The following is a 23,222-nucleotide window of genomic DNA, read 5'->3' on the forward strand; positions in this document are numbered from 1 at the left end:
CCCCCCCCCCCCCCCCCCCCCCCCCCCCCCCCCCCCCCCCCCCCCCCCCCCCCCCCCCCCCCCCCCCCCCCCCCCCCCCCCCCCCCCCCCGCTGCCGTATGCCAAACGTGACGTGTGTCATGTCCCTGCCGTGGGCAACGCTCGTGCATGAAACCACCACCAGGCTCCGACGAGGAACGCCTCGCCCAGCTCGGCTACACCCAGGTCCTGGCCCGCCGCATGTCCGCGTTCTCCAACTACGCGGTCTCGTTCACGATCATCTCGGTCCTGTCCGGCTGCCTCACCATGTACCTGTTCGGCATGAACACCGGCGGTTCCGCCCTGATCACCTGGGGCTGGGTCGGGGTCGGCCTCATGACGCTGTTCGTCGGGCTCGCGATGGCGGAGATCTGTTCCGCCTACCCGACATCGGCCGGGCTCTACTTCTGGGCGCACCGCCTCGCGCCCTCGCGGACCGCTGCCGCCTGGGCGTGGTTCACGGGGTGGTTCAACGTGCTCGGGCAGGTCGCCGTCACCGCCGGGATCGACTTCGGCGCGGCCTCGTTCCTGGGCGCCTACCTAAATCTGCAGTTCGATTTCCAGGTCACCGAGGGCCGTACGATCCTGCTCTTCGCCGCGATCCTCGTGCTCCACGGCCTGCTCAACACCTTCGGCGTGCGCATCGTGGGGCTGCTGAACAGCGTCAGCGTCTGGTGGCACGTCTTCGGGGTCGCCGTCATCGTCGGCGCGCTCGCCTTCTCGCCGGACTCGCACCAGTCGGCGTCCTTCGTCTTCACCGAGTTCGTGAACAACACGGGGTGGGGCAGCGGGCTGTACGTGGCCCTCATCGGGCTGCTGATGGCCCAGTACACCTTCACCGGCTACGACGCCTCCGCGCACATGACCGAGGAGACCCACGACGCGTCCACCGCCGGGCCCAAGGGCATCGTCCGCTCCATCTGGACGTCCTGGATCGCCGGTTTCGTACTGCTCCTGGGCTTCACCTTCGCCATCCAGTCGTACGACGGCGCCCGCGAATCGGCGACGGGGGCGCCGCCCGCCCAGATCCTCCTCGACGCGCTCGGCGCGACCACGGGCAAGCTGCTCCTCCTGGTCGTCATCGGCGCACAGCTGTTCTGCGGCATGGCGTCCGTGACCGCCAACTCCCGGATGATCTACGCCTTCTCGCGGGACGGAGCGCTGCCGTTCTCGCACATCTGGCACTCGGTCAACCCGCGTACGCGCACACCCGTCGCGGCGGTCTGGCTCGCGGCCATCGGCGCGCTCGTCCTCGGCCTGCCCTACCTGATCAACGTCACGGCGTACGCGGCGGTGACGTCCATCGCCGTCATCGGCCTCTACATCGCCTACGTCATCCCGACCCTGCTCCGGCTCCGCAAGGGGGAGGAATTCGAGCGCGGTCCGTGGCACTTGGGCCGCTGGTCACGTCCGATCGGCATCGTGGCGGTGGCCTGGGTCGGCGTGATCACGGTCCTCTTCATGCTGCCGCAGGTCTCACCGATCACCTGGGAGACCTTCAACTACGCCCCGATCGCGGTCCTGGCCGTCCTCGGCTTCGCCACGACCTGGTGGCTCGCGTCGGCCAGGCACTGGTTCCTCAACCCGGACCACGCGCGCACGGCGGCCCGCGAGGCGGCCCGGCGCGGGGCCCCGGAACCGACCGATCCCTGACGGTGCCGTGGCCGTCAGCGGCCCGTCGCGGAACCCGCGACGGGCCAAGGAGGCGATACCCGATCGGACGGCGCGGCCTGTCCGGCTATGCTCGGGGGGTGCGTCCGCACGGACCGTTAGCTCAATTGGCAGAGCAGTGGACTTTTAATCCATTGGTTGTGGGTTCGAGTCCCACACGGTCTACGGAAAAATCGGGCCCTGACCTGCGGCTTTAGCCGAAGGTCAGGGCCCGACCCGTTCCTGGTGATCGTTAGGCCGGCTGATCAGGCGATGACGGGGACGGTCTCGGCGCTGTTGGTGGACCAGTTGGTGACGATGGGCTTGTCGACCTCGGCGGGCTCGGGGAGCTTGAGCTCGGCCGGGTTGGGGTCGGCGTCGGTGAGGGAGACGATGACGCTCTCGAACTGCTTGCCGCCGTCGCCGTCGGTGGTCTTGGGGCTGATGCCGGTGTAGGCGACAGCGGATCCGCCGAGCTTGATGGGGTCTTCGCCGCCCTGCCCGACGGGGGATGCGGCGCCGTCGGCGCCCGAGCCGAAGCCCACGCTGGGGGTGTTGACGTCCAGGTAGCAGTTGATGCCGGACTTGGCCTTGGCGGTGACGAGGTAGTAGCCGCCGGCCTGGGACTTCTCGGTGAGCGTGAAGGTCACGTCGTTGGTGCCGCAGGCCTGCCCGTAGCCGCCCTTCTTGTCGTCGCCGGTCCCGGAACCGGTCTTGTCCTTGGCGTCGCCAGAGCCAGAGCCAGAGCCGGAGCCGGAGCCGGAGCCAGAGCCGGCGTCGGAGTCGGAGCCGCTGGACGAGCTGTCCTTGGAGGGGCTCTCGGTCTTGCCGCTGTCGGCGGTGGAGGAGGCGGTGGAGGTGTCGGCGCTCGTGGTGTCGTCGGGGCCGCACGCGGTGGCGGTGGCAGCGAGGGCCGTCACTGCCGCCGCAGCCAGGATGAGGCGGGTGGACCGGGCGGTACGACGCGAGCGCATGAAGTTCTCCAGTGGGCTGTCGGTGGGGGTGTCTCCTGCTGACACCCCCGACACTAGGGCCGCCTTGATCCTCAAGTGGTCCTGAGAATGTCCGCGTTCTGTCCCAGCAACCACGCCTCCACGAAGCGGCGTTGGGTGCCCGGCCCCAGCTGCCGAAGACCCGCACGGTCTACGGCTCAGGCACGACTCAGGCACGACTCAGGCCCAGGTCGGACAGCTTCTGAGCTGAGCCTGCCGCGTGGTCGATCGGTACGTCACCCGGCCGCCCCTCGCCCGAACGGCCCCGCCGCGCCTGCGCCCCCGCGCCCCCCGGGTGACGCTGGGCCTGCCACGTGGCCGATCCGGAGGTACAGCATGGGTTCCCGAATGGGTTCCGTACGACGGGCTCTCGTGATGGTGCTCGTGCCGCTGCTGGTCGGGGTCTCGGCGGCCTGCGGAGGGCCCGGGGGCGGCAGTGACGGGGCGACCGAGCGGGCGCGCCCCGCCGAGCAGGGCTTCGAGCACCCCGGCGTGCTCGTCAGCAAGGAGCAGCTGAAGCGCGTGCGCGCCCATGTCGAGGCGCGCGAGCAGCCCTGGCTGACGGCGTTCGAGCGGATGCGGGACAGCAAGTACGGCGCCGCCGACTACAAGGCCAAGCCGTACGCCGTCGTCGAGTGCCCGCCCGACACCCGCCCCGGACAGGGCTGCGTGGAGGAGCGCGAGGACGCCATCGCCGCGTACACCCAGGCCCTCCTCTGGAACATCACCGGCGAGCGCGCGCACGCGAAGAAGGCCGTGCAGATCATGGATGCCTGGTCTGAGGTGATCACCCGGCACACGGAGGCCAACGCGGGCCTCCAGACGGCCTGGGCCGCCTCATCGTGGGCGCGCGCCGCCGAGGCCGTGCGCTACACCTACGACGGCTGGAGCGACGGCGAACTCCTGCGCTTCGAGCGGATGCTGCGCAACGCCTATCTGCCCCAAGTGCGCGACGGATCGGCCGATTTCAACGGCAACTGGGATCTCCTGATGGCCGACGCGACCATCAGCATGGCCGTCTTCCTCAACGACCACGAGTCCTTCGAGAAGGCGGTGACGCACTTCAGGACCCGCGTGCCCGCCTACTTCTATCTGAAGTCGGACGGACCGCTGCCGGTCTCGCCCGCGGGCAGCGGCATCAACACTCCGGAGAAGCTCCAGAAGTACTGGTTCGGGCAGAAGACCTTCGCCGACGGGCTCTCCCAGGAGACCTGCCGCAACTTCAAGCACGCCAGCTACTCGCTCGCGGCCACCGCGCACATCGCCGAGACCGCCTGGCACCAGGGCGTGGACCTGTACGGCGAGGTCAAGGAGCGGCTGCGGGCCGCCCTTGAGTTCCACTCCAAGTACCAGCTCGGCGCCAAGGCACCTCAGTGGCTGTGCGGCGGCAAGGTGCAGCGCGACATGGGGCCCGACACCGAGGTCGGCCTCAACCACCTGCGGGATCGGCTGAAGCTCGACCTGCCGGAGACGGAGAAGCTCACGCGGAAGGGGCGGCCCGAGGGGACGGACGATCTGTTCGTGGCCTGGGAGACGCTGACGCATGCCGAGAACGTGTGAGTGGTGAGCGGTGCGAGCGGTGGGTGGTGGGCTCCGTTCGCGGGTGGTTCTCCACCGGTTCGCTTTCACTCCCCCTGATGGCGTAGAGTTGCATTCAACGGCGCGGGGTGGAGCAGCTCGGTAGCTCGCTGGGCTCATAACCCAGAGGTCGCAGGTTCAAATCCTGTCCCCGCTACTAAAGACCGAAGGCCCGGATCCATTACTGGATCCGGGCCTTCGGTGTTTTTTGCGTAAGTGTGCGTGCGGTGCGTAGTTTCATGGTCACTATGAGTCGTCTGCGAACCGTGCTGTCGGTGGTGCTGCTCGCCGCCTGTGCGCTGTTCGTCGGCGCGTGCCACGGCCCCCACGGTCTCGCCCCCGCGGGAACCAGCGTGGTCGCTCCGGCCCACCATGTCTGTCCGGGAGCGGGGCACGCGGAGCACGCGGGTGCCGGGCGGCAGGCCGCGGGGGCGCCGGCGGAGCGCAAGCGGGGCGAGCGCGGGAGCGGCGGACGGGCGGCGGCGTGGCCGTTCGTGCGGTGGAGCGGCTGGGGGAGCGGCGGGGCGAGCGAGCGGGCGGAGTGCGCGCGGACGCGGGCCGGGCCGCCGCTCGCGGGGCAGCGGCTTCTCGTCGCCATCGGGGTGGACCGGAACTGACGGGTGCGCAGTGCGCGCGTCCCCCGTACCGAGTACCCGAGAGCCCGAAGGGCATCACGCACATGATCAGCAAGCTTCAGCCCGCGGCGACCGCCGTGGGGAACACACCCGTGCTCTGGATCGACGAGCCGTCCCCCGACGGCGGGCGCGGCTACTGGGCCAAGCTGGAGGGCTTCAACTTCGGCGGGATCAAGGACCGCGCCGCCCTCCACATGGTCGAACGGGCACGGGCGCGCGGCGATCTGCGGCCCGGCGCACCCATCGTCGAGTCGACGTCCGGCACGCTCGGGCTCGGTCTCGCGCTCGCCGGGGTGCGCTGGGGGCATCCCGTGCACATCGTCACCGACCCGGGCCTCGAACCCATCGTGGAGCGGATGCTGGCCGCCCACGGGGCTCGGGTGCACGTCGTACGCGAACCCTGTGGCGAGGGCGGGTGGCAGCAGGCGCGGGTGGACCGGGTCGGCGAGCTGATGGCGGTCCTGGGGGAGGGGGCCGCGGATACGGGTGGGGCGTGGTGTCCGGATCAGTACAACAACCCGGACAATCCGGCCGCTTACGGCGGGCTCGCCGCTGAACTCGTCGAGCAGCTCGGCCAGTTCGACGTGCTCGTCTGCGCGGTCGGGACCGGCGGGCACTCGGGCGGGATCGCGCGGGCCCTGCGGGGCGGGGCCCTGCCGGGTCTTGAGCTGGTGGGCGTGGACAGCGTCGCCTCCACGATCTTCGGGCTCGCCGCGGGGCCGCGGCTTATGCGGGGGCTCGGTTCGTCCATCCATCCGGGGAACGTCGACCACGGCGCCTTCGACGAGGTCCACTGGGTCGGTCCTGCCGAAGCCGTGCACGCGGCGCGGCGGCTCGCGGCCCGGCAGTTCGCCACCGGGGGCTGGAGCGTGGGGGCGGTGGCGCTCGTGGCCGGCTGGCTGGCCCGGACGCGACCGCGCGGGACACGGATCGCCGCGGTCTTTCCCGACGGGCCGCAGCGGTACTTCGACACGGTGTTCAGCGATGAGTTCTGCGCGGGGCACGGCCTGTTGGGAGGTGGGGCGGTCGTGCCGTCGGCCCCGCAGGAGGTGGCCGGGCCGGGGGAGTGGGTGACCGGGTGGTCGCGGTGGTGTCCGCGGCGGCGGTCCCGGTGCGCGCTGGTGGGCGGGATCGAGAGGGAGACGGGGGGCGTCCAGTGAGTCACGTCTGGCGCCGGGCGCGTGCGTTCGATCCGGCCGTGCAGCTCCTCTTCGTCAATCAGTTCACCATCAACCTCGGCTTCTACATGCTGATGCCCTATCTGGCGGCGCATCTGTCGGGCGGCCTCGGGCTCGCCGCCTGGGCGGTCGGCCTGGTGCTCGGCGTGCGCAACCTCTCCCAGCAGGGCATGTTCCTGGTCGGCGGCGCACTGGCCGACCGCCTCGGCTACAAGCCCCTGATCGTCGCGGGCTGCGCCCTGCGCACCATCGGCTTCGGCGCGCTCGCCTTCGCACAGACGCTGCCCGTCCTGATCGCCGCGTCGATGGCGACCGGCCTGGCGGGGGCGCTGTTCAATCCGGCGGTACGGGCGTACGTCGCCGCCGATGCCGGGAACGAGGAGCGGCGCGTCGAGGCCTTCGCCCTGTTCAACGTCTTCTACCAGGGCGGAATCCTGCTCGGCCCGCTCGTCGGGCTCGCGCTCACGGGGATCGACTTCCGGGTGACGTGCGCGGTCGCGGCGGCGCTGTTCGCGGTGCTTTCGGCGGTGCAGGTGCTGCGGCTTCCCGTACGGCGGCGGGCTGCCGTCGTGGAGGAGCAGGGGCAGGGGCAGGAGCGAGGGCAGTGGCGGGTGGTGCTCGGCAACCGGTCCTTCTGGCTCTTCTCGCTCGCGATGACCGGGTCGTACGTCCTGTCCTTCCAGGTCTATCTCGCGCTGCCCCTGGAGGTGGAGCGCCTTGTGGGGGACGGCACCGCGGGAACCGTCGCGACGAGTGCGCTGTTCGTGGTCTCGGGGCTCGTCGCGCTGGTCGGGCAGCTGAGGATCACGGACCTGTGCCGACGTACGTGGACGCGGGAGCAGTGTCTGGTCGCGGGGCTCGGGCTCCTCGGGGCGTCGTTCCTGCCGCCCGCGCTCGGCGGATCGGGGTACGTCGGGGTCGCGGGGCTGCTGGTGTGCGCGGCGGGGCTCGCGGGGGCGACGGCCGTGCTCTACCCGTTCGAGATGGAGACGGTCGTCGCGCTGTCCGGCGACCGGTGGGTGGCCACGCACTACGGCCTCTACAACACGGTGTGCGGCATCGGCATCACCGCGGGGAACCTCGCGACCGGCACGCTCCTCGGCGTCACCCGGTCCGCGCCCGCTGTGCTGTGGCTCGGCCTCGCGGCTCTGGGCGCCACCTGCGCGCTCGCCCTGCGCGGCCTCTCCCGGACGGGCCGCCTCGCCCCGCAGCCGGTCGGGGCGCCCTGACCCGGGCTAACCCGGTCGGCCCAACACAGGTCGCCCCGCGCCGTCGCTCCGGGAACCCTGGACGAGGACGAGCGCGGTCATGGATCTGGTCCTGGCCGCGGGATTCGGCAGGAGAAGACCGGTGGGGCAGCGAGGAGGAAGCGGCGGCCGAGGGGAGGGGGCGGCGGGCATGGGGTCGGGAGAGCGTGCGAGTGCGGGCGCGGGTGGCGGGAAGCGTGCGGGCGCGAGCGGCGGGAAGCGTGCGGGCGCGGGTGGCGGGAAGCGTGCCGACGGCAAGTCCGCGAGTCGAGGTCCAGGCAGTCGGGGCCCCGGCAGTCAGGGTCCAGGCAGTCGAGGTCTTGGCAGCAGAGGTCCCGGCAAGCGGCCGCGCGGGGCTTCCGGCAAGAGCCCCACCGTCCGGCACGAACGGGCGTTCGTACGGGCGCTTCCGCTGCTGCTCATCGTCGCTGGGATCGTCTACGACACCGTGACCCCGCCCCAATTCACCGCCGCGCCCCTCTTCACCGCCGCCCCGCTCATCGCCGCGCCCTTCTACTCGCTGCTCAGCACCACCGTCATCGGCCTCTGTGCCTCCGTCGCCGTGCTCGGCCTGCACTTCAGGGCCAACACAGGCTCCGACGTCGATGCCGTCACCGAGGTGTTCACCGTGGTGACCGTCGCCGTGCTCGCCGTCCTCATCAACCGCGTCGTGCGCCGCGGCGACGAACAGCTGGCCTCCGCCCGCTCCATCGCCGAGGCCGCCCAGCGTGCCGTACTGCCGCAGCCGGATCCCCGGATCGGCGGGCTCGATGTCGCGGCGCGGTACGAGGCAGCGGAGGCCGACGCGTTCATCGGGGGTGATCTGTACGCCGTTCAGGACACCCCGCACGGCGTACGCGTCATCGTCGGCGACGTACGGGGCAAGGGCATGGGCGCGGTGGCGGCCGTCGCCGTCGTCATCGGGGCGTTCCGGGAGGCCGCCGAGCAGGAGAGCACGCTGGAGGCGGTGGCGCAGCGCCTGGAGCGTGCGCTCGCGCGTGAGGGCACGCGGCGCGACGGGCTCGACGACTTCGAGGGGTTCACCACCGCCATCCTCGCGGAGATCCCGCACAGCGACGGTCTCGTACGTCTCATCAATCGTGGGCACCCGGGGCCGCTGCTCCTGCGCGGCGACGGGCGGCTGTGTGTCCTGTCGGCGACCGAGCCCGCGCTGCCGCTCGGGATGGGCGAACTGGGCGCCTGGCCGGACCGCGCGGACGAGACGGAGTTCCCGCCGGGGGCGATGCTCCTGCTCCACACCGACGGGCTCTCCGAGGCGCGTGACAGCCGGGGCGAGTTCTACGATCCTGCCGCCCGGCTCGGCGGCCGGATCTTCCCGGGACCCAATGGCCCGGACACGCTCCTCGCCACGCTGACCGAGGAAGTGCGGCGGCACACCGGGGGCGGGACGACCGACGACATGGCGCTGCTCGCGGTGCGGCGGCCGTTGGTGACGGGTGACGGTGACGGGTGACGGCGACGGGTGACGCCAGAACCGATGCCACAGGGACCGATGCCGCAGGAACCGATGCCACGGGGACCAATGCCACAGGGACCGATGTCACAGGCCGTGACTGAAGGACACCGCTCCGCATAACAACTGACGTACCGTCAAGGGGATGTGAAGCTCCGGTGTGTGAAGAAGTGGGGTCAACTCGCCCCGTTCCTACCCCCGGTGTCCCGGTAAGTACTGGCCAGATCCGTTAACGATCAACTGGAACAGCTTGGAATACGACCCCGCTGTCTATTAACGTTCGATAACGCAGCGCGGTCGTCCCAACCGACACTCGAGTCGGCTCCGCGCGCACGCGCCTAATCCCGCAAGGGAGCCGGGGAACCACTAATTGGGGTGAATCGGTCATCTGTGCATCCGTGCCAGATGCTCGTAGGAGACCTTCCTGCTCCGAACCCGTCAGCTAACCCGGTAGGCGAGAAGGAAGGAAAGGAGTGCGCCCCGGTGGCGTCCAACCGCCCTGCCCCCCAAGGCACTTATGTACCGAATGATGACGATTTCGGCGGGTACGACGACAATTCCTGGGAGGAATGGAATCCCACCGAGGAGTCCGTCCGCCCGGTCCGCGGCAGGCACCGCGTCCACAAGCGGGGCGGTGGCGGGCTCGCCCGCAGCTCCACGGTTCTCGGTGTAGGCGTCATCGCCGCCGTCGGCGCGGGCGGCATCGCCACCGCGCAGGGCGGCAAGCCCCCGGTCTCCATAGAGATGCCGGACCTCTCGGCCGTCACGGACTCGCTGCCGGAGGCCAAGTCGCTCCCGGGCGTGGGGTCCTTGATATCCGACGGCTCCGATTCCTCCGACTCCGCCGCCGCGGAGAACGGCGTCGCGGTGGCCGCCGCGCCGCTGAGCGCCGCCGGTCTCAGCACCACCGACGCCGAGCAGGGCTCCACGGACGCGGGCGAGGCGCTGCGGGCCCGCATCATGGAGCAGGCCGAGAACCAGCAGGACCAGGCGGACGACGCGGTCCAGAAGGCGGCCGAAGAAGCCGCCGTCAAGCAGGCAGCCGCACAGGCCGCCGCCAAGCAGACCGCGGCCGAGAAGAAGATCGCCGCCGAGAAGGCCGCCGCGAAGAAGAAGGCCGAGGCGGAGGCCAAGAAGAAGGCCGAGGCGGAGCGCCTGGCCAAGCTCGCGAAGAGCTACACACTGCCCGTCGGCTCGTACACGCTCACCGGCACCTTCGGTCAGCCCGGCTCCATGTGGTCCTCCGGCTACCACACGGGCCTGGACTTCGCGGCTCCGACGGGTACGCCGATCAAGGCCATCCACTCCGGCACCATCAAGGAGGCCGGCTGGGCGGGGGCGTACGGCTACCGCACGGTCCTGGAGCTCGACGACGGCACCGAGCTGTGGTTCTGCCACCAGTCGTCGATGAGCGTCAGCGTCGGTCAGAAGGTCACCACCGGCGAGGTCATCGGCCGCGTCGGCGCGACCGGCAACGTGACGGGGGCCCACCTCCACCTGGAGGTCCACCCGGGCGGCGACTCGACCGGGGTGGACCCGGCGGCGTGGCTGCGCGGCAAGGGCCAGTCGCTCTGATCGACCTGCTTTGATCCGGTCTCCGGTCGCTCTGACCGACCCGCTCCGATCTGGTCGCTCCGGTCCACCCGCTCTGATCCGGTCACTCTGAAGCAGCCTCCGAACTCCGGCGGTCCTGGCGACAACCCCCCGACGTCAGGGCTGCCGGTTCGGCGCGCCCGCTCTTCTCCGGTCTGGTGCCGCTGTACGGAATGCGACGCTCTGTAAGGGCGTTGTCTTCCTCATGACTTCTCTCCGCAAGCTCGGCTCGTCCGACCTCGACGTCTTCCCGCTCGCCCTGGGCGGCAATGTCTTCGGCTGGACGGCAGACTAGGCGCAGTCCTTCTCCGTGCTCGACGCCTACACCGCCGCCGGCGGCAACTTCATCGACACCGCCGACGTCTACTCGGCCTGGGTGCCCGGCAACAAGGGCGGCGAGTCCGAGCACGTCATCGGCGACTGGCTCGCCGCACGCGGCAACCGTTCCGACGTCGTGCTCGCCACGAAGGTCGGCGCCCACCCCGATTTCAAGGGTCTGTCCGCGAACACCATCAAGTCCGGTGCCGAGGAGTCGCTGCGCCGCCTGCGCACGGACTACATCGACCTCTACTACACGCACTACGACGACCCGACCGTCTCCGTCGAGGAGATCATCGGCGCGCTCGACGACCTGGTGACGTCCGGCAAGGTCCGCGCCATCGCCGCGTCCAACGTGACCGCCGAGCGGCTCCAGGAGTTCCTCGACTTCTCCGACCGCGAGGGCCTCGCGCGCTACGCGGCGCTCCAGCCGCACTACAACCTTGTCTCGCGCGACACGTACGAGGGCTCGCTCCAGGAGGTCGCATCGCGCTCCGGCCTGGCCGCCGTCCCGTACTACGCGCTCGCCTCCGGCTTCCTGACCGGCAAGTACCGCCCGGGCACGCAGGTCGACAGCGCGCGGGCCGCGGGCGCAGGCAAGCACCTGGAGACCGAGCGGGGCCGACGGGTGCTCGCCGCGCTCGACGAGGTCGCTCAGGCCCGCGGCGCCGAGATCGCGACCGTGGCCCTGGCCTGGCTCGCGGCTCAGCCGACGGTGGCGGCGCCGATCGCGTCGGCCCGTACGGTCGAGCAGCTGCCCGCGCTGCTGGCGGTGGGGGAGCTCGAACTGACGGAGGCCGAGGTGGCGACGCTCACGGCGGCTTCCGCCTAGGGAGGCCCCAGGGCCTCTCGTTCGGGCCCTAGCCGCGGTAGGGGTTGTACGCGGGGTAGGGCATCGCCGGTTGGGCGTACGGATATCCGTAGGGCTGTTGGTACGGCCGCGGGTATGACTGCGCGTACGGCTGCTGGTACCCGTACGGCTGTGGGTGCTGTGGGTGTTGCGGGTACCCGTACGGCGGCGGCATCGGTACGAGAACCGGTGCCGTCGCGCGCGCCGCGTAGGCGAGTGCGGGCCGTGCCGCCTCACGGCGCTCCCACAGCGCGTGCAGCAGCTCCCGCTCCCGTACGACGAAGTCGGCGCCCGCGCGGCCCTTGCGCCCCCGGTGCCGCAGGAGCGCGAGGGAGGTCGCGTACGTCTCGTACTGGGCGACCGTGCGCGCCGCGGCCTTGCCCTGCGTGTACGAGGCGTAGTCACGGGCGAGCGTGCGGGCGCGCATCGTGCCGAGCGCGTACGGCTCGGGCGCGGTGAGCCAGCCCGCGAGCGCGTACGCGGGCAGTTCCGCGCGCACGATGCGCAGGCCGCGCTGCCTGATCCAGATCACCAGCCAGGTGAGCAGGCCGAACGACGGCAGCATGAAGAGCGCGTACACGGCGAAGAAGCCGTAGTCCCCGAAGCTCGCCGAGCCGTTCCACAGGGCGTGCAGGCCCATCGCCAGGAGGAGTCCGCCGACCGGGAGCAGGACGCGGCGCCAGTTCTGCCGGTCGGCGCTGAGCGCGGCGATGCCGAAGCCGATGCCGGTGAGCACGGTGAAGAGCGGGTGTGCGAAGGGCGACATCACGACGCGTACGAAGAACGTCGCCGCCGTCACGGACGCGAGCCCGGTCCCGCCGTTGAGCTGGTCGGTGCCGAAGGCGCTGCCGAGATAGAGGATGTTCTCGGTGAACGCGAAACCGGTGGCGGTCACTCCGGCGATCACCACGCCGTCGACGATGCCGGTGAACTCGCGTCTGCGGAAGAGGAAGACGAGCAGGACGGCCGCGGCTTTCGCGCTCTCCTCGACGATCGGCGCTATGACCGTCGCTCCGAGGTTGTCCGCGCTGGTGGGGTCGGCCGTGGCGGTGGCTATCCAGCGGGTCGCGAAGCTGTTGGCGACGATCGCTATGAGGGCCGCGGCGCAGGCGCCCCAGGCGAAGGCGAAGAGCAGATTCCGCCAGGGGCCCGGCTGGACCCGTTGCAGCCAGCGGAAGGCGGCCACCAGGAGCGGCACGGGCAGCGTCGCGAGGCCGAGCCCGACCAGGAAGCCCTGGGTGCCGGTCTGTTCCCGGACCAGGGCCAGGATCACGAGGCCGGACAGGGCGAGCAGCGTGACCAGGGCGGCGGCGCGTATCGCCCGCCGCTGCCACCAGCGCGCGTGCCGCAGCCCGGCGGGCCCTGCGGGGGGCATCGGGTGCGGGTGCGGAGAACTGGTGGCCACGCGTTGACCCTAACGAGGGACGGGGGTGGGCCGCGACGGTGTCTCAGGCCGCGTGGCCGGTATCGCGGGTCCCGTGGCCGGTATTGCGGGTGACCGTGGCCGATATCTCCGGTGTCTCAGGCCTCCTGGCCGGTTGGACGGCGGACGGGCAGGTCATGACGTATGGCGGAACAGCAGGTCATGCCGCACGGCGGAACAGCAGGTCATGGACCACATGTCCCTTGTCCAGGCCCTGGCCCTCGAACCGGGTGAGGGGGCGGAAGGCGGGGCGTGGTGCGTAGCCGCCGTCGGGCCGGGTGTTCTCGAAGGCGGGGTGCGCGGTGAGCACCTCCAGCATCTGCTCGGCGTACGGCTCCCAGTCGGTCGCGCAGTGCAGCACGGCGCCGGGCTTCAGGCGGGGCGCCGCGAGGTCGAGGAAGTCGGGCTGGATGATGCGGCGCTTGTGGTGACGGGCCTTGGGCCAGGGGTCGGGGAAGTAGACGCGGAGGCCGCTGAGCGAGGCGGGCGGGAGCATTTCGCGGAGCAGGATGACGGCGTCGCCGTTCGCGACGCGGATGTTGTCCAGGCCGTTCCGCTCGGCGAGGCCGAGGAGGTTTCCCTGGCCCGGGGTGTGCACGTCGACCGCGAGGATGCCGGTGTCCGGATCGTCGGCTGCCATCTGGGCGGTGGCCTCACCCATGCCGAACCCGATCTCGAGTACGACGGGTCGCTCACCGCCGAACATCTCGGCGAGGTCGAGGGTGCGCTGCCCGTCGATGTCCAGTCCCCACGTGGGCCACAGCCGCTGTAGCGCGTCCGCTTGGCCTGCGGTCACCCGGCTCCGCCGGGGCTGGAAGCTGCGGATCCGGCGCTCGAAGTGCGACCCGGCGGGGTCGGGGGCAGGGCCGTCGGGGAAGCGGGGCTCGCCCTTCGGGCGGGGGGTGCGGGGGCGCTCGGGGGCGGGGTTCGACTCAGACACAGTGCGGGGATTTTATCTCCCCGACCCCGCCCCTCCCCGAGAACCCGCTTGGCGCGGGGGCCCTGTGCCTTGTACGTGCCGTCATCACCGGCTTCGCCGAGTTCGTCCTCAAACGCCGGACGGGCTGAAGATTTCAGCCCGTCCGGCATTTGAGGCCATCTTGTCGGGGGTCAAGGGGGCGGAGCCCCATGGTTTCGGGAAGGGGCGGGATGGGGGAGAGCCCCGCAGGGCCTGCCCCTACAGCAACGCCAGCACCCGTCGAGCGACCTCACGCCCGATCGGCAGCGAAGCCGTAGCCGCAGGGGAGGGCGCGTTGAGCACATGCACAGCCCGCGCCCCCTCCTGGATGAGGAAGTCATCGACGAGCGTCCCGTCCCGCAGAACGGCCTGCGCCCGCACCCCCGCGGCCACCGGCACAAGATCATCAGAGGTCGCCGCAGGCAGCAGCCTCCGCACCGCCGTGGTGAACGCCCCCTTGGACAGGGACCGCCGAAGCTCCCCCGCCCCATACCGCCAATGCCGCCCGGCCATCCGCCAGGACCCCGGCCAGCCCAGCGTCCCCGCGAGCTCCAGAGGCCGCACCACACCCCATCCGTACCCCTCGCGGGCCAGCGCCGGGACCGCGTTGGGCCCCACGTGGACCCCGCCCCCGATGCCCCGCGTCAGATGCACCCCCAGGAAGGGGAAGGCCGGATCCGGCACCGGATACACCAGGCCCCGCACCAGCTCGGGCCGCGCCAGGTCGAAGTACTCCCCCCGGAAGGGCACGATCCGCATCCCGGGGTCGTCACCGGCGAGCATCGCCACGCGGTCGCAGTGCAGGCCCGCGCAGTTGACGAGGACCTTCCCCCGCACCACCGAACCGTCGGCCGTGCGAACGGCGACACCGAGCGTCTCGCGCCGGTCGATGCGGACGACGTCCGCCCCGTACCGGACATCCGCCCCCGAGGCGTCCGCGAGCACCTGCGCCACCGAGCCGTAGTCACAGATCCCCGTGGAACCGACCTGGATGGCGGCGAGCCCCCGCACCTCGGGTTCGTACTCCGAGATCTGTGCGGGGCCGAGCTCCCGCACCGGAATGCCGTTCTCCCTGCCGCGCTGGACGAGTCCGTGCAGGCGGGGCAGCTCGGAGCGCTCCGTGGCGACGATCAGCTTGCCGGTGACCTCGTGCGCGATGCCGTACTCCGCGCAGAACTTGACCATTTCGGCGGCGCCCCGCACCGCGTACCGCGCCTTCAGTGAACCGGGGCGGTAATAGATCCCGCTGTGGATCACCCCGCTGTTGCGTCCCGTCTGGTGCCGGGCGGGGCCCGACTCCTTCTCCAGGACGGTGACCCGTGTCCCCGGCGCGGCGCGCGTGATGGCGTACGCCGTCGACAGACCGACGATCCCGCCACCGATCACCAGCACATCACAGTCGTACGTCACGGCCCGGACCATCCCGCATCACCTCCCACCCCGATAGTGCACTGCGCCACTGACAACGCCCCCAAACCCAGCGAGGACCGCAGGGTTACAGGGCGCGGAAATGCTGTTGCCGTTTCGGCGGTGCATGGCGGTTCATGTGGGTGCATGCGGGACATCTCGGGCGGCCCTTGATCATTACCTGAACCCCTACGCGGGAGCCATGAGCAGCGGCCGCGCCCGCTCCCGCAGCTCCACCACTCTCGGCTCGTCCCCGTACGGCTCAAGGCGGTGCAGCAGGTCCTTCACGTACTCCGTGGTCCGCGCGGACGAGATGCGCCCCGCGACCTCAAGCGCGCGCGTGCCCTGCTCGCAGGCCGCGTCCAGATTCCCCGACTCCAGTTCGGCGACCGCCGAGACCACGAGCCGCAACCCGTGCGAGCGCACGAACTCCTCCGTCGGCCGCGAAAGGGCCTGCTCCGTGAAGCGCCGCACCTGGCGGGGCGCCTTCAGGTCGCGGTAGCACTCGGCGGCGTCCGCCGCGAAGCGGTCGTATCCGTAGAACCCGAGCCACGACGGGTCGTTGTCACCGTCCCTGGCCCGCTCCAGCCATCCCTCGGCGGCCCGCAGCGCCGCCCCGGCGGCCTGCGCGTCATTGGCGCGTGCGTGCGCGCGTGCCTCGACGAGGCGGAAGAAGCTCATCGTGCGTGCGGTGGCCAGACCGCGGTTGCGCTCCAGGGCTGCCTGCGCGAGGTCGACGCCCTCGTCGCCGAAGCCGCGGTAGGTCGCCTGGAGGGACATGGAGGCGAGGACGTACCCGCCTAAGGGCACGTCGGCGGCTGCGCGGGCCAGGCGCAGGGCCTGGATGTAGTAGCGCTGGGCCGCTTCCTGCTGGCCGGTGTCGAACGCCATCCAGCCGGCCAGGCGCGTCAGCTCGGCCGACGCCCCGAAGAGCGAGCGGCCCACCTCGTCCGAGTACGAACCGAGCAGCAGCGGCGCCGCCTCGACCCGCAGGCACTCGGGGACCATCGACGAACGCCAGTCACCGCCGCCGTACTTGGAGTCCCAGCGGCGGGCGTCCTCGGCGGCCTCCCGCAGTTTCAGCACGTCGCTGTGGCCGACCTTGATCGACTGCCCGCTGTTCGCGCCGTTCGTGCCGTCTTCGGTGAGGCCCACGTCGTGCGGCTCGTCCAGGATGACGTCACGGGCGACCGAGCTGTCGGCCGGGGTTATCAGCCAGCGTGAGGCGGGCGTCGCGTACGCGCTCACCGCGAAGGAGCCCGCGAGGGACTGCCAGATGCCGCCGCTGCCCGCGCGCCTGCCCGCCAGATCGAGGCGGTAGAGCTCGGTGGCCGACTTGACCGCGGCGCCCACGTCGCGCGGGAAGGCCAGGCCCACCTCAGGCGCGGGATCGGCGTCCGCGAGCCCGATCTCGTGCAGCGGCACGGGGCGGCCGAGCTTCTGCCCGATGGCCGCGGCGATGAGATGCGGGGCGGCGCCCTGCGGCACCATGCCCTTGGACACCCACCGGGCCACCGACGTCTTGTCGTAACGAAGCGTCAACCCGCGTTGAGCGCCGAGGTCGTTGACCCTGCGCGCGAGTCCCGCATTGCTGATTCCCGCGAGGGCGAGAACGGTGCCGAGCTTTTCGTTCGGCCCGCGTTGCTCCCTGGACATGGCCACCCCTCGACACAGACGGCTGCCGTGCAGTGGCTTGACCGCGCGGCATTCGTGCTGCGTTCCCCCAGGGACAGCGGCGTCCGCGACTACGACCGCCGTGGCTGGGAACTTCGGCCGCAAGAGCATTTGGCCGAGCCCCCAGGTATATGCCTCCGCGAAAACATCAGCACACACAGCGTAGTTCGCCGAATCCCAAGCGTTAAGAGGCGCAGATCCGGATGGCGAGATTGTTGCCGGTAGCGAAACACGGGAGCGCCGGGGTGTGCTCCGGGTGTGTGGCCGTGCGCCCACGCGTGCGCTCTACTCCGGCCACAAGGGGAGCGCTTCCATAGATGGTGCGTGGGTCGGCCCGCTGCGCTGGAGTCAGCGGGCTGGGGGACGCCGCCGCCTCCATCCCCGCGGGCGGCGGACCAGTCCGGGGGGCGAACGAACGCCTCCCGGACTGTGTGTTGCCAGTTGCGGTTCCGTCACGCGAGCGCCATCCGCCGATTTGGCTGAAAATCGCCTCTTCGGAGGTGGGGGTATTGCACCCCCGAACAAGCAGAAGGGCATGGTCGTGCCCTTCAAGTACTGCTCCTCCGGGGCAGATTAAGGGGAGCGCGAGCACCCCCATAGGCACTCCCGCGCGCCTCCTTCGTGGCAGCATGGGCCCCCAGTTCTTCGATGCGCTGGTTGTCCACAGGCTGTGGAGGCAACAATGCGGTGGTTGGTGGGGTGGAGCAGCACTGCCGCGAAACCCTCGGTGGTGGGCTCGGCCGGGGCCACCGGTGAGAACGGCGAGACCGTTCATCCCGTGGGCTCCCAACTCCTCTGGGGCGACCCGGATCCGCTCTGGGCGGTGGGTGACTGGCGCTCCGACGAGGTGCGCACGGTCACGGCCGACGGGCAGACCCGCATCGCGGTCCTCGGTACCTGCGGCGCGAGCGACGAGGAGCTCAGGGTCGGTCTGTTCGCGGCCCGAGGCGGCGCCCTGCGGCACCTGACCGCGTGGTCCGGCAGCTACACCGCGGTCGTGCAGGTCGGGCGCCGTGTCATGGTCGCCGGTGACCTCGCAGGGGCGCGCCCCGTCTTCTACACCCCCTGGGCCTCCGGCACGGCCTTCGCGACGGCCGCGCTGCCCCTTGCCGACCTCATCGAGGCCCACCTGGACATCGGCCACCTCGCCGCGCTGCTCGCCGCGCCCGACGTGCCGGAGGCGCTGCACGACTCGACGCCCTACCAGGGCGTGCGGCGCGTGCCACCGGGGCACGCCCTGGTCCTGCGCGCCGGCGCACGGGAGATCGCCGGGTACGAACACGTGGCGTCCCTCGCGGTCGCCGCGCCCGCCGCCGACGCGTCCACCGCGGTGGACGGCGTCCGTGACGCCCTCGTGGAGGCGGTACGCACCCGACTCGCCGCCCCGCGGCACGTCCCCGGAGCGGACGCCGACCCGGGTCCCGTGCCCGGCATGGGGCCCGCCGAGCGGCGGGCGGCACGCGGGATGCCGGTACCGGGCATCGGCGCCGACCTCTCCGGAGGACCCGCGTCCGCCACCCTCGCGCTGCTCGCCGCCGGCCTCCCCGGGATGCCGGGAACGGTGCTCGGCCATGGCACGGGCGCGGGGGAGCGGCTCCTTGCCGTCACCTTCAACGACCTGGCGAGCAAAGGCCGCGAGGCCGAGCTGGAGCGGGCGGGCGCCATCGCGGCCAACCCGCGCCTGCACCACGTAGTGGTGACCGCGGGCGAAGAGGCCCTCCCCTACGCGGACTTGGAAGGCCCTCTGACGGACGAGCCGAGCTCCGCCCTCGTCACGGCCCAGCGCCACCGCGCGCGGCTCACCTCGGGCAGCGCTGACCACTTCACGGGGTACGGCGCCCGGCAGGTGCTCGATGCCCATCCGGCCCGCCTCGCCGACCTCCTGATGGACCGCAGGCGGCGCCATCTGGTGCGCCCCGTCGCGGCGTTGGCGAAGGCGGACGGCTCCCCGGGCTCCGTCATGGTCCCCGCGCGCGTGTACGGCGCCGCACGCAAACTCTCCCGGATGCCGTACCGCGCGGGCGTCGAATCCCTCGCCGACCGTCTTCTACAGCGCCGCTTCGACGAACCGGGCGGGGCGGTGGGTGCGTCGATGGCCGCCCTCGCGTGGGCCAGGCCGGGGCCCGCGGCGCGCTGGCTGACGGGCGAGGCGCTGGCTGAAGTATCGGTTCGTCTCCAGGACACGACCGGGCGCCCCGGCGCCGGACCCGGCCAGCGCCCCGGCGAATTCCGCGCCCGCGCGGCGCTCGCCCGGCACGCGGCGGACCTGCGCGTCCTGGAGCAGGCGGCCGAGGTCCGCTTCCAGCGCCTGCACGCACCGTTCCTGGACAACCAGGTGGTCCGGGCCTGCCGCGCACTCCCCGTCGCCCTGCGCGTCCAGCCGGGCGCCCGCGCGGCCATCCTGCGTACGGTCCTGGAAGGCGCCGGAGTGGCCGAACTGCCGCCCGGCTGGGGCGCACCGTCCCACGCGTCGTCCGCCGCGGCGGCGCGGACGGGCCTGCGGGTGGCCCTCGACGACCTGCTGTCCCTGTTCGACACGCCCTTGCTCGCGCAGGCGGGCCTGGTGGAGGCCCGCGTGGTCCGCAAGGCGCTGCGCGCGGCGGCGGAGGGCGAACCACTGCCCCTCGACGGCCTGGCGGATCTGGTCGCCACCGAACTGTGGCTGCGCCGCCTGCTCTCCCGCCGGGGAACGTGCTGGACGGGCACCCCCGCACGGCAGCGGGCCGTCCCTACGGGGAGTGTGGTGCCGGAGAGGGGCGCGTTGGGGGCCGGGCGGTAGCGGGGGCAGGGGCGGACTGGCGCGCCCGAGGAGAGGAAACCCCCGCGCCCCGACCCACCACACCAGCGAGAATGACCCCGTGCGGTACAGAATCTTGGGCGCCACCGAGGCGTACGACGAACAAGGGGCGCCCCTGCCCATCGGCGGGCGACGGCTCCGCGCCCTCCTGGCGACCCTCGCGCTCCGCGCCAACCGCACCGTCCCCGCGGAAACCCTCATCGCGGAGGTGTGGGCACAGGACGACGAGCCCCCTGCCGACGCCCCCGCCGCCCTCCAGGCCCTCATCGGCCGTCTGCGCCGCGCCCTCGGCAAGAACGCCATCGCGTCGGAATTCGGCGGCTACCGACTCACCGCCCTCCCCGAAGACGTCGACCTGCACCGCTTCGAACGCCTCGTACGTGAGGGCAGGGCGGCCCTGGACCGTCAGGACCCCGCGTCAGCCGCCCGCACCCTCCGTGAAGCGCTCGCCCTGTGGCACGACCCCGCCCTCGCCGACCTGCCCGACCGCAGCGCGGCCACCCGCCCAGAAGCGCTGCTCGCCGAGGCCACTCGCGCGCGCGTGCAGGCGGATCTGCTCCTGGGCGGCGCCTCCGACGTCGTACCGGAGCTGCGGGAGCTCACCGCCGCTCAGCCGTACGACGAGGCGCTGCACGCCCTCCTGATCCGCGCCCTGCGCGACGCGGGCCGCGGCGCCGACGCCCTGGCCGCGTACGAGAGCGCGCGCCGCACACTCGCCGACGCCCTCGGCGCCGATCCGGGCCCGGAACTCCGGGCTCTGCACGCGGAACTGCTCGACCCGGCCGCCGACGGACGAGAGGGACCCGGGGAGCGGCCGGAGCGACCTCAGCGGGCTGGCAACCTCCGGCCCCGCCTGACCTCTTTCGTCGGCCGGGAACCCGAACTCGCCGCCATCCGTTCAGATCTACGACGAGCCCGCCTGGTCACCCTCACCGGCCCCGGCGGCTCCGGAAAGACCCGCCTCGCCGAGGAAGCCGCCGCCGGGCATCCGCAGGCATGGCTGGCCGAGCTCGCCCCGCTCGATCGGCCCGAGGCGGTCGCCGGCGCTGTCGTCAGCGCGCTCGGTCTGCGCGAGACCGTGCTGATGACCAGCGAGTTGACGGTGCCGCAGGACGACCCGGTCGCCCTGCTCATCGAGTACTGCGCCCCGCGCAGCCTGCTCCTGCTCCTTGACAACTGCGAGCACGTCATCGGCGCCGCGGCCGACCTCGCCCAGACCCTCCTCACGCACTGCCCCGGCCTCACCGTCGTCGCCACCAGCCGTGAACCCCTGGGCGTGCCCGGCGAGTTCGTCCGCCCCGTCGAACCGCTCCCGCCCGACCCGGCGCACCGCCTCTTCACCGAGCGCGCCATGGCCGTGCGGCCGGACTTCGCCCCGGAGGAGGACAGCGACGCCGTCGCCGAGATCTGCCGCCGCCTTGACGGCCTCCCGCTCGCCATCGAGCTGGCCGCGGCCCGTCTGCGCCTGCTCACCCCCCGGCAGATCGCCGACCGCCTCGACAACCGCTTCCGCCTCCTCACCAGCGGCAGCCGCACGGTCCTGCCCCGCCAGCAGACCCTGCGTGCCGTCGTCGACTGGTCCTGGGACCTGCTCGACGAGCCCGAGCGGACCGTGCTGCGCGAGGTGTCCGTCTTCGCGGGCGGCTGGGGCATCGAGGCGGCCGAGGCGGTCTGCACCGGGCCCGCCGCCGACCTCATCGGCGCCCTCGTGGACAAGTCCCTGCTCATCGCCGAGCCCACGGCCAGGGGCGACATGCGGTATCGCATGCTGGAGACCATCCACGAGTACGCCTCCGAGCGGGCCGCCGAGACGCCGGTCCTGCGCACCGCGGCGGGCCACCGCCACACCGCGTACATCCGCGCCCTGATCGAGAAGGCCGATCCCTTGCTCCGCTCGGCGGAGCAACTCCCGTGGATCCAGCGCCTGGAGACCGACCTGGACAATATCCGCGCGGCCCTTCAGCGCACGGTCGAGTCCCGTGAAGAGGAAGCAGCCCTGGCGATCGCCCTGGGCATCGGCTGGTTCTGGTGGCTGCGGAACTACCGCAGAGAGGGCACGGAGTGGGTCACCCGCATCCTGCGCCTGGCACCACCGATGCCCCCGCCCGAAGAGCCGGACGGGGTCCCCGCCGCCACGGACGCCGCTGCCACGGACGCCGCCGCCAAGGACGACCCGCTCTACTGGCCGTGGATGAGCCTGCGCATGCTGCACCTCTTCCTGGTCATGGAGGCCAGGGAGAAGGAGGCTTTCACGGGGGACGAGGGCCGTGCGTACGTCGGGCGGGTGCGGGACGCCTTCGCGCGGCCGGTCCCGGCGGCGGCCCGATTCCCCGGTCTCATCTGGCCGTTCACGGTCTTTTTCCTCGACAGCATCGAGGACACCAAGCCCCATATGGACGCGGCGGTCGCCAACTGCCGCAAGTACGGCGGGGACTGGGAGCTCGGCGTCAGCCTGATGTTCCGCGCGCACGTCGCGGTCGACGCGCCCGGCCATCTGACCGGCGTCGACGAGGACCTCGCGGAGCTGCGCGTCCTGAGCGGACGGGCGGGTGACCGCTGGATGCGCGCCCAGGTCTCCAGCGCGGCGGGCGAGGCCGCGATGGCCCGCAGCCGGCACGACGAGGCCCGCGCCGAGTACGAGGAAGCGCTGCGGCTCGCCTACGAGGTGGGTGCCTACGCCGAGGCACCCTTCCTGATCGTCCGGCTGGCTGAGATCGCGTACCGCAAGGGCCAGCGCGATGTGGCGGCGAAGGCACTCCACGAGGCGGGCGAAGAGGCCGACCGCTACGGCGTCGCGGACTCCCGGGCGTTCATGCGGATGTTCCAAGCGCTGATGGCGCTGGACGACGGCGACATCGCGAAGGCCCGTGCCCTGTGCGACGAGTCCCGCGCCGACGCCGGGCGCGGCAACCCGCCGCCGCAGTTCGAAGCGGACCTCCGAAGCCTGGAGGCCAAGGTCGTGGCCGCCGAGTCGGGCCCGGAGCGGGCGCTGCCGGTGCTCGCCGAAGGCCTGCGGATGGCCCTGGAGAGCAAGTGCGCGGAGCTGGTCGTCGCGTCGTTGGTGGACGGCGGAGCCAGCCTCGTGAGCAGGCTCGGCAACCACGCGCGCGCGGTCCGCCTGCTGGCTTTCGGCACCCGGCTGCGGAGCGGCTTCCCGCGCCCGATGCCGGGGCTCGCCGAGGCCGAACAGGTCGAGACGGCGGCGCTCGCCGCACTCGGCCCCCGCCGGTACGAGGCCGAGCGCGCCGCGGGTGCCGAACTCACCGCCGATGGCGTCCTCGCTGAGCTGGGCTGAGCTGGGCTGAACTGGGCTGTACTGGGCTGTACTGGGCCGAGCTGACCCGACCCGACCCGACCCGACCAGACTCGACCCGAGCTGAACCGGACCCGCAGCCTACGTAACGCGACGCGCGTACAGCCGCCTACTTAC

At 71.9% G+C, this 23,222-nt stretch carries 14 protein-coding genes, 2 tRNA genes, 1 pseudogene and 1 riboswitch; of the genes and pseudogenes, 12 read left to right on the forward strand and 5 right to left on the reverse strand.

The features are described 5' to 3' along the window. Nucleotides 1-147 precede the first annotated feature (147 nt). Complete coding sequence (locus ACZ5CR_RS42400; RefSeq protein ID WP_468868201.1) at nucleotides 148-1,671, forward strand: amino acid permease; 1,524 nt, start codon at nucleotides 148-150, stop codon at nucleotides 1,669-1,671. A 110-nt stretch (nucleotides 1,672-1,781) separates the two neighbouring features. After that, nucleotides 1,782-1,854, forward strand: a tRNA-Lys gene (locus ACZ5CR_RS42405). Nucleotides 1,855-1,934: 80 nt separating this feature from the next. On the opposite strand, the gene ACZ5CR_RS42410 is transcribed toward ACZ5CR_RS42405, so the two are convergent. Next, nucleotides 1,935-2,642, reverse strand: a complete 708-nt coding sequence (locus ACZ5CR_RS42410; RefSeq protein ID WP_468868203.1) for a hypothetical protein — start codon at nucleotides 2,640-2,642, stop codon at nucleotides 1,935-1,937. Between the two features lie 354 nt (nucleotides 2,643-2,996). Between ACZ5CR_RS42410 and ACZ5CR_RS42415 the strand changes: the two genes are divergently transcribed. The 8 genes and pseudogenes from ACZ5CR_RS42415 to ACZ5CR_RS42450 all read left to right on the forward strand — a co-directional run bounded on the left by ACZ5CR_RS42415 (nucleotide 2,997) and on the right by ACZ5CR_RS42450 (nucleotide 11,515). Further along, nucleotides 2,997-4,220 (forward strand): alginate lyase family protein, encoded by a 1,224-nt coding sequence (locus ACZ5CR_RS42415; RefSeq protein WP_468868206.1) that lies wholly within the window; start codon nucleotides 2,997-2,999, stop codon nucleotides 4,218-4,220. Between the two features lie 101 nt (nucleotides 4,221-4,321). Further along, nucleotides 4,322-4,395: transfer RNA gene (locus ACZ5CR_RS42420), tRNA-Met, on the forward strand. A gap of 91 nt (nucleotides 4,396-4,486) precedes the next feature. Then, nucleotides 4,487-4,855, forward strand: a complete 369-nt coding sequence (locus ACZ5CR_RS42425; protein ID WP_468868208.1) for a hypothetical protein — start codon at nucleotides 4,487-4,489, stop codon at nucleotides 4,853-4,855. A 62-nt stretch (nucleotides 4,856-4,917) separates the two neighbouring features. Beyond that, the gene (locus ACZ5CR_RS42430) at nucleotides 4,918-6,033 is read left to right on the forward strand and encodes a PLP-dependent cysteine synthase family protein (protein ID WP_468868210.1); all 1,116 of its coding nucleotides are present in this window, start codon (nucleotides 4,918-4,920) and stop codon (nucleotides 6,031-6,033) included. Continuing rightward, the gene (locus ACZ5CR_RS42435) at nucleotides 6,030-7,280 is read left to right on the forward strand and encodes an MFS transporter (RefSeq protein ID WP_468868213.1); all 1,251 of its coding nucleotides are present in this window, start codon (nucleotides 6,030-6,032) and stop codon (nucleotides 7,278-7,280) included. Before ACZ5CR_RS42430 ends, ACZ5CR_RS42435 begins: the two co-directional genes overlap by 4 nt. Before the next feature lie 169 nt (nucleotides 7,281-7,449). Continuing rightward, the gene (locus tag ACZ5CR_RS42440; protein WP_468868215.1) at nucleotides 7,450-8,772 is read left to right on the forward strand and encodes a PP2C family protein-serine/threonine phosphatase; all 1,323 of its coding nucleotides are present in this window, start codon (nucleotides 7,450-7,452) and stop codon (nucleotides 8,770-8,772) included. A 325-nt stretch (nucleotides 8,773-9,097) separates the two neighbouring features. Beyond that, a riboswitch (cyclic di-AMP (ydaO/yuaA leader) is annotated at nucleotides 9,098-9,244 on the forward strand. 11 nt (nucleotides 9,245-9,255) lie between these two features. Continuing rightward, nucleotides 9,256-10,347, forward strand: a complete 1,092-nt coding sequence (locus ACZ5CR_RS42445; RefSeq protein ID WP_468868218.1) for a M23 family metallopeptidase — start codon at nucleotides 9,256-9,258, stop codon at nucleotides 10,345-10,347. Nucleotides 10,348-10,570: 223 nt separating this feature from the next. After that, nucleotides 10,571-11,515: pseudogene (locus ACZ5CR_RS42450) on the forward strand (aldo/keto reductase). A 28-nt stretch (nucleotides 11,516-11,543) separates the two neighbouring features. Here ACZ5CR_RS42450 and ACZ5CR_RS42455 read toward each other — a convergent pair. The 4 genes from ACZ5CR_RS42455 to ACZ5CR_RS42470 all read right to left on the reverse strand — a co-directional run bounded on the left by ACZ5CR_RS42455 (nucleotide 11,544) and on the right by ACZ5CR_RS42470 (nucleotide 16,977). Then, a complete protein-coding gene (locus ACZ5CR_RS42455) occupies nucleotides 11,544-12,938 on the reverse strand; it encodes a PrsW family glutamic-type intramembrane protease (protein WP_468868220.1) in 1,395 nt (464 codons plus the stop codon). Nucleotides 12,939-13,116: 178 nt separating this feature from the next. Beyond that, a complete protein-coding gene (trmB, locus tag ACZ5CR_RS42460) occupies nucleotides 13,117-13,896 on the reverse strand; it encodes a tRNA (guanosine(46)-N7)-methyltransferase TrmB (protein ID WP_468868223.1) in 780 nt (259 codons plus the stop codon). Between the two features lie 237 nt (nucleotides 13,897-14,133). Then, complete coding sequence (gene lhgO, locus ACZ5CR_RS42465; RefSeq protein WP_468868226.1) at nucleotides 14,134-15,336, reverse strand: L-2-hydroxyglutarate oxidase; 1,203 nt, start codon at nucleotides 15,334-15,336, stop codon at nucleotides 14,134-14,136. A 174-nt stretch (nucleotides 15,337-15,510) separates the two neighbouring features. After that, complete coding sequence (locus ACZ5CR_RS42470) at nucleotides 15,511-16,977, reverse strand: MFS transporter (protein WP_468868227.1); 1,467 nt, start codon at nucleotides 16,975-16,977, stop codon at nucleotides 15,511-15,513. Nucleotides 16,978-17,677: 700 nt separating this feature from the next. Here ACZ5CR_RS42470 and ACZ5CR_RS42475 point away from each other — a divergent pair. After that, entirely contained in the window at nucleotides 17,678-19,774 is a 2,097-nt protein-coding gene (locus ACZ5CR_RS42475; RefSeq protein ID WP_468868231.1) for an asparagine synthase-related protein, read from the forward strand. A gap of 79 nt (nucleotides 19,775-19,853) precedes the next feature. Next, entirely contained in the window at nucleotides 19,854-23,087 is a 3,234-nt protein-coding gene (locus tag ACZ5CR_RS42480) for a BTAD domain-containing putative transcriptional regulator (RefSeq protein ID WP_468868234.1), read from the forward strand. Nucleotides 23,088-23,222: the final 135 nt, after the last annotated feature.

It is taken from the genome of Streptomyces sp. NPDC031274 (assembly GCF_055570235.1).